We start from the raw sequence: 18233 nt of genomic DNA on the forward strand, positions 1-18233 counted from the left end.
GTGTTTGATTGTTAAAAATCACAATAGAGATTCTTTCATCGCCTGCCTATTCTTTTTTTAATTCTTCTGTGCACTTCAAACTTGAAAAGACTTACCACAATACCGTGAAAGCATACAGGATACCGATCCAATCCTCTGTAAAATTCAGTGTTCCATTTTAGGAAGGGCTCCCCGCAGCGTGATTACAGATCCTACAGATCGTAAAACCGTTTATGATCGCAATACATTTGAAACCTATCTCAAATGCTATGACATTTCTCCTACCACAAGAGAAAAAATACCTGAAGGATTTAATCTGGGTAATGAGGGAGGAAGTCGATATGATTCCATATTGAGGTATCGAAAAACTCTTTTACAATCAGGAGAATTACAAAACCCCGAAGAATTTATTGCTAATCTTAAAGATGTATTCGAAAAAATTAGCACTCTGAATGATGCAAATGACATAAAAGATTCCTCAGAAATGGTTCGCGATTTTTTCCAAAAAGGCGTTTTAAATGCTTATGATGTTAGTTATTTCAAAATAGACCCAAAAACAATAGAGACCCTTCTTGAAAAGAATAAAGATTATCCTCATGGAGTAGAACATATTAAAAAAGTTATAAAATTTCATAGCTCTGAAGTCCATAGGATACAACACAATCAAGATCAGTATAACGATAATATGGGCTATGTGCCTTTACGCTCTAAAAAAGGATTTATAGGAGTTTCTGTTGAAGACTTCGAGCAATACCCTTTTATCGTGAACGAACTTAATTTAGAAATGGGAAAAATAAAAATAGAGGGTCAAGAGTTACTTCGAGTCTTTTCATAAATTAAAATGATCTTTTACTGACTTTAACTCAAAAAAACAAGCATCTATCTTTAAAATAAGTCTTTTGTGTTCCTCTTTAAACTTAAGAGCGTTTGCTATCGTAAAAAAATTCTTTAATAGACAGAATCGAACACTATCCGTATTCTAAATCTGTTAAAATCTTTTAGATCTCAATTGGGAATTTACATGAAAAAGCAAAAAAAATGGCAGTTATATCTACTCTTTATTGTTATTGCTCTTACCGTATACAATATATTGCCTACTGTTTTTTATTACACTAAACCTTTACATCAACCTATCGAAGGGAAAAAAGCAGAGCAAATCGCTGTCTCTATCTCTGAAAGAGTCAATCAGCTTGAAGAAGAAGCAGAAAAATGGCTATATTCTTTTTGCAATCTGCTTGAGGTAAAACCACAAGCAATAGCTCTTGATGCTAGACAACCTCAACTCATTACAGTTTCTTTTAAAAATACAGAAGAAGCTAACCTATTTCGTACTTATTTGCCTAGGGCAGGTCAACTGATTCCTTTTTTACCTGCACAGCTATTTTTACATGAAGATACCGATACAAATAGCAGAACGGTTATTGTGCAAAGACGCATTCCTATCCATTTTGATGCCCATACCTATTATCAATTCTCCCATAAGTTGGACTCTCTTGGAAAACCTACCCCCTTTTATGAGAAAATTGTTCAAGACCGCGCTCTACAAATAGCCTCTTCGATTGCCGGTTCTACGCAAAATGCTCTTTATTTACAAAATGCTTTAAAACAAACAGGTGCGATTCAAGAAGATCAGTTTGTGCAAATTGCTAAAAATATTCTTAGCTTTACCAATGTATATGGGGAGAGCTCTTTAATCACCGAGCGCTATTTTGCTAGCTTTACTCAATGCAATCTAGATGATCGCCGCGGTTTTATGCAAAGCTGGATTCAAAGCTTAGATGCTCTACAGACAAAGCTTGTAAAAGAAAAAGAGCAGCTTCAAAATAAAAGAGCACAAGCGGAAAAAACAGCTATATTCTTAACCACTTTAGAGCAACAAAGGCTTGAATCCTTAAGCGATAAAACACAAACTCTCAAGCAAGCTACCCAAGCTATCAAGAAACATCTCGATCTATTTGTAAAAGCCAAAAATCCTTTAGCTTACGAAGATTTACAAAAGAATTTGACACAGGATCATAATACGCAAATAATTGCTCTAAAGGGATATAACCCTTTTATTAAAAGTATTTCTATTGATTTTAGCCAGGAAAAAATCTTTTTAGATCTTTATGAAGATGTAGAAGCGATGAGAGAAAAAAGTCTACCGCCTTCTCATCTAGCGGATCAAGCAGATCAATTGATGTACAATGAAATCGCTTTCATTGCAAGATCAGCAGATGAAATAATTTCTCCTTTTCAAGGTCGTTTTGAAATCACATTAAATCAGTTATCCGATAGCAAAAGCTTTCTTGCTATGAATCTAGGCCAAATTGCGCATAAAATGTCTTCTCAAGTTAAAGAAACGCTCTTACGCTTTTGGCATCCCATTCACCCCGATCTACAACGTAATGCATTGCCTATTTACGACTACGATACTTATAAAACCCTTCCACTTGCAGAGCAAAAACTCGCTTTAGTTGTCTATGCACCAGCTAGTTATGATGCGGCCCCTGTGCCTGGATTTCGTTCCCATTCTATTTACGTAGTTGCTAAGGGTATGGATAAAATTTTATCTCGTTTGCAAAATGAGGGCCAGTCCGCTCAAACCAACCAATTCATTCAAGATTTTAACCAGCTTCGTGAAATTCTACAAAAAAGCGGCTTTGTAGATTATTCTACAGCAGGTTATGCCTTTGATCCTGAATTTAGCCAGGATCTGATTTTTGAACAGGAAAATTACTATCAAACCCTGATGAAATCAACAAGAGAAAATTTTAAAGTCTCTGGAACAAAGCGTTTTGCCATACTAGAGTTTACTAACCTTGAGCAAAGGCTACTTACCGAAAATAAAATCCTCAATCAAATGCATGAAGATCTACTTAAATGGCGAGATGATTATTTTGCTGCCCAAAATCAGGCCAGAGGCGTTAACAAATACGATGTACCAAAACCTGTTCATAACATTTATTGGAATAATTTCTGCTTAAGTTTAAAAAAATATTTTAGAGGAGATGACCGTAAGATTTTACATTGGGGATTAGATCTCTCCGGTGGTAAAACCGTTCAATTAGAACTCATCGACCGTAACGGAAAAACAGTAGTAGACCCAATAGATATCAAGCAAGGGATCAATGAGCTATATGCCCGCATAAATAAGATGGGCGTATCAGAGGTAAACATTCGCCAAGAAGGCAATACTATTGCACTAGATTTCCCTGGTGCACAAGGATTATCGGCTAGTGATCTTATAAAGTCCTCTTCGATGTATTTTCAAATAGTTAATGAAAAATTCAGCCCGAATAATCCAGAGCTAGCCGATGCTACACAAAAATTTTTACAAGAAATTTGGAATGAAGCTGTAGTTACCAACTGTAAAGACATTGAAGACATCCATTTAATTGCAAGCAAACATTTATATGGTGATTCTTTAGACTCAGAATTAGTGCAACCTCGTTCTGAAGCCGCTAAAACACTTTATGAAAATGGATTGCGTTTTGTTCTTAGCGGGTCTATAAACAGCAATTTTAATGAAACCTATTCTAAAATTGCCATGCTTAGAGGAAGCGACTTTACTAGCTGGAATGGACAAACCCATCCTTTGCTTATTGTGTTTCGTAATTTTGCTTTAGAAGGCTCTAATTTAGAAAATATTCACGCTTCTTATGACCCTTCTAAAGGAAACTTTCTTGCATTTTCCGTTAAAGGCGCCTTCACAGATAAATCAGGAAATAAGCAATATCCCCGCGATAATTTACTAGCTTGGACTTCTCAGTTCTCTAAAGAAAAAATTCAAGGCACAGCTAGAGAAGCTTTTTCTGCAGGAAGAGGCTGGCGTATGGCTGTTATTCTCAACGGATCTATAATTAGCTCCCCTACTTTAGACTCAGAATTAAAAGATAGCGGAATGATTACTGGAAGCTTTACACAAAGAGAAATTAGCCAATTAGAAGCCGACCTTAAAGCAGGTTCTTTAAGTTTTACCCCTCATATTCTCGCTGAAAAAAATGTATCTCCAGAGCTGGGAGCTAAAGAGAGAATACAAGGTATTATTGCAACCATGATTGCCTTATGCCTCGTTATAGCAGCTATGGTAAGTTATTACCGCTTTGGTGGAATGATTGCTTCAATTGCCGTTATTTTTAACCTATTGATTTTATGGGCCACATTGCAAAACCTACAAGCAACTTTGAGTTTAGCTGGAATTGCAGGGATCATTTTAACAGTTGGCATGGCAGTTGATGCAAACGTTTTAGTCTTTGAAAGAATCCGCGAAGAGTTTCAGACAACAGGTCGTATTGCTATGGCTATTCATGTGGGCTATCGCAAAGCTTTCTCTGCAATCCTAGACTCTAATGTCACTACAATTATTGCAGCTTTAGTTCTACTGAATTTTGATTCAGGACCTATTAAAGCTTTTGCTATTACTATGATTATTGGAATTATCTCTTCCATGTTCACCGCACTTTTTATGACACGCTTTTTCTTCTCTAAATGGGTAGAGAACCCCAATCACAAAAAACTGAACATGTTAAATTGGTTTAAAACGAAAGACTTCAATTTCTTTAAATATGCAAAACCTGCGTTATTTCTTTCTTTTTGCGTGATTCTAATAGGCTCTTTTATGCTAGTTACTCAACGCAATACCATTTTTGGTATGGATTTTAGAGGAGGTTATGCGCTTACTGTTGAACTAACTCCTAATACAGAAAACAACTATAGACAATCTATAGAAAAAGCCCTTATAAATGCTGGTGCTACCAGTAATGAAATACAGATAAGAGAGCTTACTCCCAACAATCAGGCTCGTATCTTTTTGAGTAAGAGCTTGCAAGAAGAGGGCCATCCTTTTGCTAATCTGCCTTTTGAATATACCCTAAAAGAATCTAATTACCCTTATCAAACCAATCCAAAAATTGTATGGGTTGTGCAATCATTAGAAAAATCAGGGCTTGTATTAACTCTTTCTAGTCTACAAAGCTTAAATAAGCAATGGACAGAGGTAAGCGGACAGCTCTCTGATACAATGCGTAACAATGCTTTAATTGGAATTAGTATCGCTATGCTATGTATTCTTATATATATTACCATTCGCTTTGAATTTAACTATGCAATCAGCGCTATTTTATGTTTAGCTCATGATCTATTCTTTACTTTAGCCGCTATTGCCATCTTACATAGATTACATGTCCCCATTCAAATTGATCTGAATACAATTGCAGCACTTATGACAATTATTGGATATTCTTTGAATGATACAATTATCGTTTTCGATAGGATTCGAGAAGATATGCAATTTATGCGTAAAATGAGCTTAATCGATATCATGAATCACTCTTTAAATGTAACTTTAAGCAGAACCCTCATGACATCAGGGACTACCTTGCTTGTATTAGTTCCTCTTTTATTCTTAGGCGGATCTACTCTGTTTGGATTTTCTTTAGTTATGGTTATTGGTGTCATTTTTGGAACTCTATCATCATTGTTCATTGCAGCCCCTCTGATGAAGTTTTTTTGTGAACGGGAATTACAGAAATTAAGCAAAATGAAATTAAATGAGCGATAGGATACATGCATGATATTAAACTACTGCGATCCTATATGGGTTTATCCCAAAGTTGATCCAGAATGGCATAAAACAATTATTAAAGAGTTTAGCATTCATCCTGTTACAGCCTATGTTCTAGCTTCTAGAAATTTTAAAACTTTAGAAGAGATACATGATTTTTTATATGCTAAACTCCCCCATTTATTTGATCCGCATCTTTTTCCTGATATGGATAAAGCTGTGCATCGCGTCCTACAAGCCCTTTCTCAAAAGGAGAATATTCTCATCTATGGAGATAATGATGTCGATGGAATTACAGCAGCGACTCTTCTAACAGAATTTTTAAGATTTATTTGTGGAAATGTCTTTTTCTATATACCTAATCGCAATTCGCTTAAACAGAGTTTAATTCTTGATGCTATTGACTTTGCTATCCAAAAACAATGTAAATTAATTATTACAGTGGACTGCGGCATTACCGCTGCTAATGAAATTCAGGAAGCTGTTAAAAAAAATATCGATGTAATTGTAACAGACCATCATGAGCCTACTTCGAAGTTGCCTCACTGTATTGCCACATTAAATCCCAAGTTATTTAACAGCACTTATCCCAATCGAAATCTTACCGGAGTAGGAGTTGCTTTCAAACTAGCTCACGCTATTACAAATACCTTGATCGCAAATGGATCTATTAGTCCTACAAAAATCGATCTTAAACGCTATTTAGATTTAGTTGCTTTAGGTACAATTGCTGATATGGGTTCTCTTTTGGGTGAAAATAGAATCCTTGTGCGTTATGGCCTACGCCAAATGCGAAAAACCAGAAGAATTGGTCTTGCTAAGTTATTTTTCATCTGTAGTCTTAAATTAGGAGAGATCACTCCTATTGATATCGCTTCTAAAGTAGCACCCCGTCTCAATAGCCTGGGAAGAATCGCAGATCCTCTTAAAGGTGTGGAATTGCTATTGATTCGAGATGCTAATGCAGCTGAATCCTTAGCAAAAGAATTAGACTTAAATAACATTGAAAGACAAAAAATTGAAAGACGTGATTCTGAAGACTTAGAACAATATATTTTACGTAATCCTCAAATACTTCGTCAAAAAGCCATTGTCATCTCTTCTAATAAATGGCACCCTGGGATTATTCCCATTATTACCGCTCGTATTGCCAAGCAATATAATAGACCAACTGTGGTTATTTCCATTGATCAAGGCTTAGGAAAGGGCTCCATAAGAACAATTCCTGAATTCCCTCTTTTACAACATTTGCGTGAGAGTAGTGACCTTTTGGAAAACTTTGGTGGTCATGATTTTGCAGCAGGTCTGACCATTAAAGAAGAAAACATTCCCGCTTTTAAAAAGCAATTTATAAAAGCCGCTAATCTTCACCTCAAAGATCAGGATATCATTGCTAAAATTTATCTAAATGCAAATATACAGTTTGGAGATTTAACCTTTGATTTTATGGAATCTTTTAATTTGCTCGAGCCTTTTGGAAATGAAAACCCCGCCCCAATTCTCTATTGTGATGCTAAACAAATTTGGCCTCCAAAAATCGTGGGTAAAACCCATCTTAAACTCTATCTTGAACAACAAGATCGCATGTTGGAAGGTATTGCCTTTGGAATGGCCGACAAGAGACAGCGTTTACTTAAGAAAAAATTAATACTACATATTGCATTTACTCCTCATATTAATAACTTCTTAAATAAATCCAGCATCCAATTACAAGTTCGCGACTTTCAGCTTGCTAGCTTTCCTTAAAAATACAAACGCATCTTATGAAAAGTCCTGATGCGTTTGTTTTAAATTCTCTGATAAATTAGGAAACATCCTCATCTATATTAGAAATCATTTTATTCAGATAGCAACTTTGATATTGCTTAATATTATCAATATGCACAATCCATGCGGATCCTTTACGACAGGCTTTTAATAGACCAATACGTGTTGCATAGTAAATTTTTTGATAAGGCACTTTTAATAATTTAGCAGCTTGCTGAATCGAATAATACCCTTTTTTATTATCAAACAGTAACTCTCCATTATGCATAGACTTAGAACGAGAGTATTTCATTTTTTTATATTGATCTAAATCCTCCATATCAATAATCCAACGAGTTGGATTTTTATAAGCTTTTAACTTTTTTTGTTTAATCGCTACATAAATAGCTTGACGTGTCACCTTATTAATTTTTGCCGCTTCTGATAGCGTAACAAACTTTTTTTCCTCTGCGGGTTCGATTGAATTCATAGAGACACCTCTAATTTATAGTTATAATTAATTATAAAAAGCACATATTATCTTGTTGAAAGCAAAAAATTATCTTTTAATAATACTTTAATTTTAAACTAAACAGTGAATATTATAAAAATATAATTAACATTTTATTTTTATATATTCTATTTTTCAAAAATAGCAAAAAACTATGCTTAAATAAAAACTTAAAAGCTTATCGAAAATAATCCATTTAATGGCTCCTAAGTGTATCTTAAGCATTTTTTAGTCCATAGAAAAAACAATCTTATTTATTTCAACAAATTTTTGTTTTTTAGCAGAAGCATAAATTATATGTATATAAAAAATTAAATTTTAATAAAAACATATCAATTAAATCAAACAAATATATTTAAAAATAAATTTAAAATATAAATTTTTATAATTAATAGTAGTATATAAATTTATACTTTTTACAGATGAAATTAAGTAAAGAAAAAAATAATTCTATTTTTTTTTGTATAAACCTTGCGGTTCAAAATTATTTAGCCAGAAATGAAAAGTTCATTTTTAAAAAAATAATGAGTTAATAATTTCATCAATAATATAACTATATAAAGCCTTGCTTTCAATTTTAAATAATTATTATAAATTAAAAGGAAGTCAAAAGAAAAATAGCTTAGCTCTATTGTTCGTCATTCATAAAAAATTTAAAGATGATCCAGATATTATACGCGCTGCTGCAGGGTAAATTTTGAGATATAGATAAATCATTGATCGCATTCTTGATTTTATAAGTGAAAAAATAAAAACCACTAAGTTTAAGTACTTAGTGGTTTTTATAAAAACTTCATAAGAAACTCTCGAATCATGAGATTCAGATTTAAGTTTATACAGCTTCGAAACGATGCACTTTCTTATTTAGATAGTTTTCTCGATATTCTTTAATATCATCGACATGAACTACCCAAGCAGCTCCTCTACGATGTGCTTTCATAAGTCCTACGCGTGTTGCATAGTATACTTTCTGAGCAGGCACATTTAATATTTGAGCAACTTGATTAACGGAATAAAACCCTTTATGATTGTCAAATAAAAGTTCTCCGTTATACATCGATTTCGTACGGGAATACTTTCCATTACGATATAACTCAAGATCTGCAAGATCAATTGTCCATCTTGTTGCATCTTTTTTAGCTTTAAGCTTTTTTTGCTTAATTGCTACATAGATCGCCTGTCGCGTTACATTATTGATCTTAGCCGCCTCTGTAATCGACACAACCTTCTTACTTGAAGAATTTAATTCCTCTAATCCACCTTGGATTTCTTCTCTTTCCATTTTTATATATCCTCCAAAAAATCAAGATATCTTTTATCAAACTGAAGCAACCATCAACCGCAAAAACCAATAAACTAGAGGCGCTATTTGATTAAAATTAGTAATTAAACTATTTTAGTTGTTACTTCGAACAATTATTATGGCATATAAATGAATTGAAATCAAGCATATATTAATTTTTTAAATTAGAACAGCTATTAGAAAAACAGAAATAGACAATTGCTTTTTTCTAGCTATAAACTTTAACTTTGTCATAAGCTAAAATTATAGAATATTTAAATAAATGTTTTTATTATACTTAAAATCAAAGACTTAGAATCATGCTTCACCTTCTACTTATATTCGCATTAATTGTTAAGCTAATAGCCTTAGAAGCAGTAGAACCACCTAAATTAACAGCTAAAGAAACAAGGCTAAAAACAGAAGAAATTTTAAAAAACCATGTTTCTTATCAACAACTTAGCCCTGAACTGATTAAAAGAGCCCTCAAAAACTACTTAGAAGAATTAGATCCTTTAAAAACTTATTTCCTTGATTATGAAATAGTTAAGTGGAAAGACCCCTCTGATGAGCTTCTGAAAAAGGTTTTGGCGGAATATGCATTAGAAAAATTTACCGTTTTTGAAGAAATGCACCAACAGATGCTCCTGGCTATCGACAGAAGGACTTCTCTAGAAAAACAGCTGGAAAACACCCCGCTTCCTGAAGATGTTTCTCACTTAGAATTTAAAGATATTCCATGGGCAAAAAATGTAGACGTATTAAAAGATCGCCTATTGCGTATTAAATCATTGCAACTTCGCACTGCAACAAAAATAGACCCCGATATCCGCGATCGGTTTATACAAAGACTAACAAAAAGAAGGCTCTGTCGAGAAAACGATTTAAAAGGGAAAACAAACCAAGAAAAACAACGTATTGTTTTATCTTATGTTCTTAAATCCATAAGCTCAGCTTTAGATTCTCAAACCATCTATTTTACCCCCGCTGAAGCCAGTCAATTTATGATTCAAGTACAACAACGTTTATTTGGAATTGGAGCGCAGTTAAGAGATGATCTTAATGGGCTTACAGTAGTGCATATTCTAGAAAAAAGCCCAGCTAGCCTTCCTGATAAGCTAAAAATTGGAGATCGGATTGTCGCTGTAAACAACGAACCAATTATAGGCTTAGAAATCATAGAAGCTGTAGAACTTATTCGCGGGCCTCAAGGATCTTCTGTAATTTTAACAGTGCTGCGCGAGGTAAAAGAAGGAGAAAACGTTAAAGAAAACAAGCTAGAAATTGAGCTTATTCGCGGAGAAATCGTTTTAAAAGAATCCAGATTGGAAACACAGATAGAGCCATATGGTAATGGTGTGATTGCTATCTTACATCTATTTTGCTTTTATCAAGACAATCACAGCAGTTCTGCAACCGATTTAGCTAAAGCTATAGAGGAAATTAAGAAAAACTATCTTTTAAAAGGAATCATTCTTGATTTGCGTAATAACGCAGGAGGCCTGTTAACCGAAGCTGTAGCGGTGAGTGGTTTATTTCTTTCAAAAGGGATTGTTGTTTCTATTAAGGATAACCAAGATAAGGTTTTTCACTTGCGCAACTTAGAAAATAAAAAAGAGTGGGATGGTCCATTAATTGTCCTTACCAATCGCATGAGCGCTTCTTCTTCGGAAATCGTAGCACAAACTCTTAAAGACTATGGAAGAGCCATTATAATAGGCGATCCCGAAACATTTGGAAAAGGAACTTTTCAAACCTTCACTCTAGAATGCAATAATTTTGGTAAAGTAAACCCTAAGGGAGAGTATAAAGTAACTAGAGGTAGGTATTATACAGCCTCGGGAAAAAGCCCCCAACTCGTTGGAGTGACAAGTGATATTGTGCTTCCTGGCGTGTTATCCACCTTAGAAATAGGGGAGAAATATTCCAAGTTTCCTGTAGAAACAGATCATATTGAGCCCCATTTTGAAGATAACCTTGCTGATATTCCTTTTATCCACAAACAAAGGATTAGCAAGCTTTATCAAGAAGACAGACAATCGGTTCTACCTATTAAAAACTTAAGCCTTTTGAAAAAAAATGCAGAAAAGCGAGTTTCTTCTAACAAAAATTATCAAAATTTTTTGAAAGAAATGGCAAAGAAAGATGAACTAGGAGAGCCTACCTTATTCTTTGGTTTAAATGATTTACAATTAGAAGAAACAATTAAAGTAATGAAAGATTATATTTTATTAACAGAAAAAGAAAAAACTCTTGTCTCTCCATCTGCTTAAAAGGAATTAGTTTAGAAAAGGCTTGCCTTCTATTTATTAATAGTGAAAAATTATTCTTTCTAAAACCTCTTTTATTTTAAGTAAGAAATGAAAAAAGTACGTGTTCGCATTGCGCCATCTCCCACAGGAGATCCCCATGTAGGTACGGCATACATGGCCCTTTTTAATTACATTTTTGCTCACCATTTTGGTGGGGAATTCATTTTAAGAATTGAAGATACAGATCAAAGCCGCTCTAGACCAGAGTGTGAAAAAAATATTTACGAAGCTCTTAAATGGACCGGTATTACATGGAATGAAGGACCCGATATTGGAGGCCCTTTTGGACCTTACCGTCAATCAGAACGTACTGATATTTATCGCAAATATTGCCAACTGTTAATAGAGCAAAAAAAAGCCTATAAATGTTTTGCTACTCCCCAAGAAATCTCTGAAATGCGAGAAATGGCAGGCAAACTAGGAAAGCGCTTGGGCTATGATCGTAGGTATCGCAATTTAAATACCGAAGAGGTTGCTATACGAGAAAAAGAAGGACAACCCTATGTGGTTCGTCTTAAAATTCCTTTATCTGGCGAATGCGTTTTTGAAGATGCAGTTAAAGGACGAATTAGCTGTCCTTGGGCTGATATAGATGATCAGATTTTACTCAAATCCGATGGATTTCCTACCTATCATTTAGCAAATGTAGTTGATGATCACCTCATGAACATCTCTCATGTCATTAGAGGAGACGAATGGATGAGCTCAACACCTAAACATATCTTTCTCTATGAAAGTTTAGGATGGACCCCTCCTGTTTTTATGCACATGCCTTTACTTCTGGGCAAAGATGGTAAAAAATTATCAAAAAGAAAAAATCCAACTTCCATCTTCTACTATCGAGATAGCGGATATCTACAGGAAGCGTTTATCAATTTCTTAAGTCTAATGGGCTATAGCATGTTAAACGATAAGGAAATCTATGGTTTAGAAGAAATTATCCGTGAATTTGAACCCTCTCGTATTGGTACTTCTGGAGCCTATTTTGATATTCAAAAGTTAGATTGGCTTAACCAGCAATACTTGATTAATACCATCCCTGAGGATGCTTTATGGGAAAGAATCAAGGAGTGGTCATTCAATGATGCTTTTATGCAAAAACTTATGCCTCTTTGTCATACACGTATGAAAACCTTTGGCGATTTCATGCAGCTATGCGACTTTTTGTTTCTTAATAACCTTACCTATACAGATGAATTGTTCTGTCCTAATCAATTGACAAGAGAAAAAAGTGCCTCTGTTTTACAGACAATCATTTGGAGTATGGATGCACAGGAAAATTGGAAACGCTCAGGGATTGAAAGAGCTTCTCATGAGGTCTCTGAGAAATTTGACATCCATCATAAAAAAATGGTAATTCCCTTATTATATGGAGCTATTACAGGAAAACGTCATGGACTGCCTTTGTTTGACTCCGTAGAACTTCTAGGGAAAGATAGAGTACGCGCCAGGTTGCTAAATGCTATTCAATACTTAGGTGGACTTTCTAATAAAAAATTAGATTTCTTGACAAAAGCATGGGATACAAAAGATTGCAGATCTTTATAATTAATGGAAGCTTTCGCAAGAAGATTGCTCCGATTTGTCGGAGATAATATAATGGCGCTGATAACCACCACCACCTGTACATGCACAAAGAAGCCCCAAGGAAATCCCTAAAATAAAACACTGTACTTTCATAACAACCTTTTGATCTTTATGCCTATTCCCCAAGATTCTTCCGTTTGTAACCAGCTATACTCTCGAAAAAATCCAGCATTTATCTCTATTTCAGAGCGTATACTCTTAACAAAACCTGAGTCAACAAAAAAGACATTCCATCTTGTTCTAGACATCCAAAATACCGCTATTACCTTTAAACCGGGAGATGCCATCGCTATTTATCCTGAAAATGATCCCCTTATAGCATTAGAAATCTCCCAATTTCTACAACAAGATCTAGAGCAACAGGTTTACTATGCTCGTAGCAATAAAACCCTTTCTTTATATGAGCTATTAATAAGAAAGGTAAATACCGCTCGATTGACCTCTCATATGTTAAAAACATTTTGCGCACATACACAAAACTCCCAAGAAAAACAACGGTTAGAAGAGCTACTACATCCTCAATCCAAAGAGCATTTAAATCGGTATTTAACCCAAACCGATTTAATAGACTTTTTAAAAACATATGATGCTACAAACATTCCTCTCGAAAAATTTTGTGAAAACCTCTCTTCTCTATTACCTCGATTTTATTCTATTGCCTCCTCACAACTAGCTTATCCCCATCGTTTAGAATTGACCGTCGTTTTAGTAGAGTATAAAAAAAATAACCGTATTCAATATGGGACGGGAAGTCATTTTTTATGTAACTTAGCCAAGTTAGAAGAGACTAAGCTAGCTGTTTACATACAATCCACTACAGACTTTACCCTTCCAGAAGATCCAACAGCTCCCGTAATTATGGTAGGACCTGGAACTGGGGTAGCTCCCTTTAGAGGCTTTATTCAAGAAAGGATCTTTAAAGGACATACAGGGAAAAACTGGTTATTCTTTGGAGAAAGGAATCGAAAATACGATTTCTTTTATCAAGATTTTTGGGAAAATCTAGTTGCTACCAAAAAGCTCCATCTTGATCTAGCTTTTTCTCGCGATCAAAAAGATAAAGTCTACGTGCAACATAAACTTCTTATGCAAGCTCAAGAGATCTGGCGCTGGCTTCAAGAAGGTGCCTATTTCTATCTTTGTGGAGATGCAAAACAGATGTCTAAAGACGTAGAGAACACTCTAGAACAAATCATTTGCAACCAAGGACAGATGAACCAAAAAGAGGCCTTGAGCTATATCAAGGCCCTTAAAAAGCAAAAACGCTATGTGAAAGAAGTGTATTAACATTCCATCGTGGTAAGAATGCAAAAACACTGCAACCCATCGCCACATCCAAAATCTGTTAATCCATTGCCAGAAGTTACTGTAATCCCTACCTGAGAAACCTCTAGTTGCATCACTCTTGCAATAGATTGACGCATCTCATCAACGCGATTTTGTAGTCTTGGCCTTTTGCCTTCAATGGTAAGCGCCACATGTTGTACTTCTTGTTTCCTTAAGGTTTTTAAAGCATGTTTCAGATAGATCTGCGAACTGGTCACTCCTTCTTGATGACAGAGTTTAATAGCAATATCACCTAAAATAGCAATACCTGTAACAGAAGTAATCGCGTTACAAATCGCATGAAACACCACATCTCCATCTGAATCTGCATCTAAACCAGGGGCTTCTGGAAAGATTAATCCTCCAATTATACAGGGCTTGATCGCACCTGGGTCTAAAAATCGATGACTATCCTGACCAATCCCTATGCGTGTGTAAGGCATTTTTACCCTCCGATTCTAGTTTGTATTTTTTTCCTTTTTTCATGTCGTATAATAGCTAGCTGAATTAATTGATCGATGAGTTGAGAATAGGAAAGACCGCTGATCTCCCACAACTTAGGATACATGCTAATTCGCGTAAATCCAGGAATGGTATTGATTTCATTAACTAAAAGTTCTTGATTTTTCGTTAAAAAGAAGTCCACTCGTGCCATACCCTCACAGCATAGGGTTCGGAAAACGGTCATTGCCATTGTTTGAATGTGTGTAATCTGCTTTTTAGCAAGAGAAGCTGGAATATGTAGCTTAGCTCTTTTAGCATCGAGATATTTCGCTTCATAAGAATAAAACTCATGTAAAGGTTCTATTTCTCCTGGCAAAGAAGCCTGCAGATCTTCATTACCTAAAACAGCACATTCGATTTCTCTTCCTTGAACATACTTTTCTAGCAAAATTTTGCGATCATATAAAAAAGCATTTTTGATCGCTAAAAGATAGGTTACTTGGTTGCTTACCTTGGTTATTCCTATAGAAGATCCTGTATTGGCGGGGTTTACAAAGAAAGGACAACCTAATTCGAGAACAACTTCTTCAAAAGCAGGAATCTCTTGGTAATCATGTAGACAAATAAAAGGGGCTACAGGAATATCAGCTTGTTGCAAAAGACGTTTCATCACATCTTTATCCATACCCATAGCAGAGCCAAGCACACCAGCACCTACAAAAGGAATATTCGCTAATTGTAATAATCCTTGTATCGTTCCATCTTCTCCATATACTCCATGTAAAATAGGAAAAATAACATCCAAATCTAAACTTTCTTGCAGCTTAGAATCTTTATAACTCACGATCTGTTTACATTCTTCTATTGGAACAATGGCTAATTTCTCTGTGAAATTCTCTAATATTGCATTAGAAAAAACCATTTTTCTTAAAGTTTCCTGGGTTTCTAGATGCCACTGCCCTTGTTTATTAATACTCATTAAAACCGGCTCATATTTTTCTAGATCTAGTGCTTCAAGAATGTTTTTCGCTGAAATTAAAGAAACCTCATGTTCTGTTGATTTGCCTCCAAAAAGAAGACCTAATCTGACTTTCTTTTTCATGATTTCACCTTAAGTACAACTGTTATGCTATGAAAGATCCTTATTTCTCAATAGCTATTTTACGCTATCAACTTTGATAAAATCTTACAATTTAAGGACAAACATTTGACAAAACGATCTATTCCTCCTATTCTTGAGGTTTACTCAAAGGCTTAAATAGTATGCTAAAAATCAAAGGGAATCATCCCCTCAAAGGTCAAGTAAAAGTAGCGGGCGCAAAAAATTCGATCACTAAACTTTTAGTAGCCTCTCTTCTATCCAATAAAAAATGCATTTTCCATAATGTGCCAGATATTTCTGAAGTAGAGATAACCGTTGCGCTTTGTCAAGAAATCGGGTCTCAAATCGCTTGGGATCGTTCAAGCGGAATCATTGAAATTATCACACCAGAGCTTAAAAGCTGTTACATTCCTCAACGCTTTTCAGGTTCTAACCGTATCCCTATTTTAATGATTGGCGCTCTTCTAGGCCGCACTGATGAAGATATTATTGTTCCAACAGCTGGTGGGTGCAATATCGGTAAAAGACCTATTGATTTTCATATTCATGCATTAGAGAAGCTAGGTGCACAGATTGAATATCGCCGCATGAAAAAAGAAGGTGCATATTTTGCAAGAGCACATCATGGTCTAGTAGGAAATATCATTACCCTGCCCTATCCTTCTGTAGGAGCTACAGAAAATACCATTCTATCCGCTGTTAGCGCAAAAGGCACAACCGTTATTAAAAATGCAGCCATAGAACCAGAAATCGTTGACCTGATGCTCTTTTTACAAAAGCTAGGGGTAACCATTGAAATGGATGTAGATCGCACAATCCGCATCCAACAGACTAAGGTTTTCTACGAAGTAGAGCACACAGTCATTCCAGATCGCACAGAAGCCGCTTCCTTTGCCTTAGCTGCTATTGGTACAAAAGGCAAAGTTTTAGTAGAAGGTGCCCAGCATCAACCGATGATCTCGTTCTTAAATAGATTGCGCGAGGTTAATGGAGGCTTTGAAGTGAAGAAAAACGGCATTGAATTCTTCTGCAACGGTTCTCTACGCGGTGGCATTCATTTAGAAACCGATGTACATCCAGGGTTTTTAACCGATTGGCAACAGCCCTTTGTCGTGTTGCTAACCCAAGCACATGGAGCTTCTGTTGTCCATGAAACGGTTTATGAAAATCGCTTTGGATATATAGAAACATTAAAAAGCATGGGGGCGGATATCCAACTATTCACCCAGTGTTTAGGAGGTCGTTTGTGCCGCTTTGCTGCACAAAATTACCAACACAGCATTGTGATCCAAGGTCCAACATCTCTTCATGCAAAAGAGATTTGTATCCCCGATCTACGCGCGGGATTCGCCTATGTCTTAGCAGCACTACTCGCTCCTGAAACCAGCTTACTTAGCGGCGTTCACTATCTGAAACGAGGGTATGAGAAAATCGTCGAAAAGCTCTCTTCTATCGGAGCGCACATCGAATATGCATCACAAAAAAGCGTTCCTATTCCTCTATCGGAATGTGTAGCTACTATTTCTCAGCTCTCTCAAGCCAAAGCAGTAAGCAAATAAGTTTTTATATCGATTCATTAGACTTCTTGCGTAATTAGATTTTTGCTATACTTCTTTCCTAAATGGAGGGAAAGGAAAAATTACTTAGAGCCTGTTTAAAATCTTTTCAAAAGTAGCGCAATAAAAGCAAGAACCACCATATTCAGGCTTGTAGTAGTTTTCTTTCGCAATTTTCCATAGCCTGCGACATTTTTCTATCCACACAAAAGAACGCTCTACAACCCATCTTTTGGGAATAACTGTAAAAGTATGAAGTGTATTTCTTTTGGCTATTTCTACTATACATCCTAATATCTCCTGCACGCTCTTTGCAAATTTCTCTCCAGAATATCCTCCATCTGCTAAAACATTTTTTACACCAAACAAATGGTTTTTATGTAGTGAAAATGCTTCTATACTCGTTTGTTTTTAAATTAAGATTTAACTAAGCAAAATTTCCTAGATAAAAGAGGTTGCAGTTCTTCCCGATATTTAGGAATTTTTTCAAAAAAAGCACAAATTGCCTTCTTAAAATCTAAGAATTTTTCATAATATCGATTATTGCGGACTTTTTTATTCATGAATCGCCAAAGGCGTTTTTTTATTCCTGATATTTTTTTCCCTGCATCATATCCTTATCTTCTCCGCTGTATCAGTATTTTTAACACTTTGAGCATCAATAATTACAAAGCTTATTTTTTCTTTCCGACCACTGCTTTTTCTGACCTCGCCAACCAATTTTTTTTAAAACTATTTCAAGAATACTCTTAGAATTTTTATCATCTTTTTTATTCCAAAGAGGGAAATAATAATAACATAATTCCCATTTAGGATATTCTATGGGTAACATACGCCACTGGC

At 35.2% G+C, this 18233-nt stretch carries 14 protein-coding genes and 2 pseudogenes; 8 read left to right on the forward strand and 8 right to left on the reverse strand.

Going from position 1 to position 18233, the window contains the following annotated elements; translation table 11 throughout:
* Nucleotides 1-178 precede the first annotated feature (178 nt).
* From RHOW815_RS02355 to recJ, 3 genes are all read left to right on the forward strand, one after another.
* Nucleotides 179-814, forward strand: coding sequence for a hypothetical protein (locus RHOW815_RS02355; RefSeq protein WP_215216767.1), 636 nt, complete (start codon nucleotides 179-181; stop codon nucleotides 812-814).
* 186 nt (nucleotides 815-1000) lie between these two features.
* Nucleotides 1001-5521, forward strand: coding sequence for a protein translocase subunit SecD (gene secD / locus RHOW815_RS02360; RefSeq protein ID WP_215216768.1), 4521 nt, complete (start codon nucleotides 1001-1003; stop codon nucleotides 5519-5521).
* A 9-nt stretch (nucleotides 5522-5530) separates the two neighbouring features.
* Nucleotides 5531-7270: a single-stranded-DNA-specific exonuclease RecJ gene (gene recJ / locus RHOW815_RS02365; RefSeq protein WP_215216769.1), complete on the forward strand. Its 1740-nt coding sequence runs from the start codon at nucleotides 5531-5533 to the stop codon at nucleotides 7268-7270.
* 58 nt (nucleotides 7271-7328) lie between these two features.
* On the opposite strand, the gene RHOW815_RS02370 is transcribed toward recJ, so the two are convergent.
* Nucleotides 7329-7760, reverse strand: a complete 432-nt coding sequence (locus tag RHOW815_RS02370) for a helix-turn-helix domain-containing protein (RefSeq protein ID WP_215216770.1) — start codon at nucleotides 7758-7760, stop codon at nucleotides 7329-7331.
* A 586-nt stretch (nucleotides 7761-8346) separates the two neighbouring features.
* On the opposite strand from RHOW815_RS02370, the gene RHOW815_RS08825 reads away from it, so the two are divergent.
* Nucleotides 8347-8475 (forward strand): hypothetical protein, encoded by a 129-nt coding sequence (locus RHOW815_RS08825; RefSeq protein WP_256439902.1) that lies wholly within the window; start codon nucleotides 8347-8349, stop codon nucleotides 8473-8475.
* 138 nt (nucleotides 8476-8613) lie between these two features.
* Here the strand turns inward: RHOW815_RS08825 and RHOW815_RS02375 are convergent, their stop codons facing one another.
* Nucleotides 8614-9063, reverse strand: a complete 450-nt coding sequence (locus RHOW815_RS02375) for a helix-turn-helix domain-containing protein (RefSeq protein ID WP_215216771.1) — start codon at nucleotides 9061-9063, stop codon at nucleotides 8614-8616.
* Between the two features lie 320 nt (nucleotides 9064-9383).
* Here RHOW815_RS02375 and tsp point away from each other — a divergent pair, with 320 nt between their 5' ends.
* Together tsp and gltX are read left to right on the forward strand one after the other, a co-directional pair.
* Complete coding sequence (gene tsp / locus RHOW815_RS02380) at nucleotides 9384-11336, forward strand: tail-specific protease Tsp (protein ID WP_215216772.1); 1953 nt, start codon at nucleotides 9384-9386, stop codon at nucleotides 11334-11336.
* A gap of 87 nt (nucleotides 11337-11423) precedes the next feature.
* Complete coding sequence (gene gltX / locus RHOW815_RS02385; protein ID WP_215216773.1) at nucleotides 11424-12923, forward strand: glutamate--tRNA ligase; 1500 nt, start codon at nucleotides 11424-11426, stop codon at nucleotides 12921-12923.
* Here gltX and RHOW815_RS08830 read toward each other — a convergent pair whose 3' ends face one another.
* Nucleotides 12924-13055, reverse strand: a complete 132-nt coding sequence (locus tag RHOW815_RS08830; protein WP_256439903.1) for a hypothetical protein — start codon at nucleotides 13053-13055, stop codon at nucleotides 12924-12926. It lies immediately after the preceding gene.
* Between the two features lie 18 nt (nucleotides 13056-13073).
* Here RHOW815_RS08830 and RHOW815_RS02390 point away from each other — a divergent pair, with 18 nt between their 5' ends.
* Nucleotides 13074-14249, forward strand: a complete 1176-nt coding sequence (locus RHOW815_RS02390) for a diflavin oxidoreductase (RefSeq protein WP_215216774.1) — start codon at nucleotides 13074-13076, stop codon at nucleotides 14247-14249.
* Here RHOW815_RS02390 and ispF read toward each other — a convergent pair.
* A complete protein-coding gene (gene ispF, locus RHOW815_RS02395; protein WP_215216775.1) occupies nucleotides 14246-14731 on the reverse strand; it encodes a 2-C-methyl-D-erythritol 2,4-cyclodiphosphate synthase in 486 nt (161 codons plus the stop codon). The genes RHOW815_RS02390 and ispF overlap by 4 nt on opposite strands.
* Before the next feature lie 2 nt (nucleotides 14732-14733).
* Entirely contained in the window at nucleotides 14734-15834 is a 1101-nt protein-coding gene (locus RHOW815_RS02400) for a D-alanine--D-alanine ligase family protein (protein WP_215216776.1), read from the reverse strand.
* 161 nt (nucleotides 15835-15995) lie between these two features.
* Here RHOW815_RS02400 and murA point away from each other — a divergent pair, with 161 nt between their 5' ends.
* Nucleotides 15996-17393 carry a UDP-N-acetylglucosamine 1-carboxyvinyltransferase gene (gene murA / locus RHOW815_RS02405; protein ID WP_215216777.1) on the forward strand — a complete coding sequence of 466 codons (1398 nt, stop codon included), beginning with the start codon at nucleotides 15996-15998 and terminating at the stop codon, nucleotides 17391-17393.
* A gap of 95 nt (nucleotides 17394-17488) precedes the next feature.
* Here the strand turns inward: murA and RHOW815_RS02410 are convergent.
* The 3 genes and pseudogenes from RHOW815_RS02410 to RHOW815_RS02420 all read right to left on the reverse strand — a co-directional run.
* Nucleotides 17489-17750, reverse strand: a pseudogene (locus tag RHOW815_RS02410) (transposase); the annotation flags it as partial.
* 56 nt (nucleotides 17751-17806) lie between these two features.
* Entirely contained in the window at nucleotides 17807-17953 is a 147-nt protein-coding gene (locus RHOW815_RS02415) for a hypothetical protein (RefSeq protein ID WP_215216779.1), read from the reverse strand.
* Between the two features lie 95 nt (nucleotides 17954-18048).
* A pseudogene (locus RHOW815_RS02420) lies at nucleotides 18049-18233 on the reverse strand (hypothetical protein); the annotation flags it as partial.

The sequence above is a fragment of the Candidatus Rhabdochlamydia sp. W815 genome (assembly GCF_018642185.1).
GTDB lineage: Bacteria > Chlamydiota > Chlamydiia > Chlamydiales > Rhabdochlamydiaceae > Rhabdochlamydia > Rhabdochlamydia oedothoracis.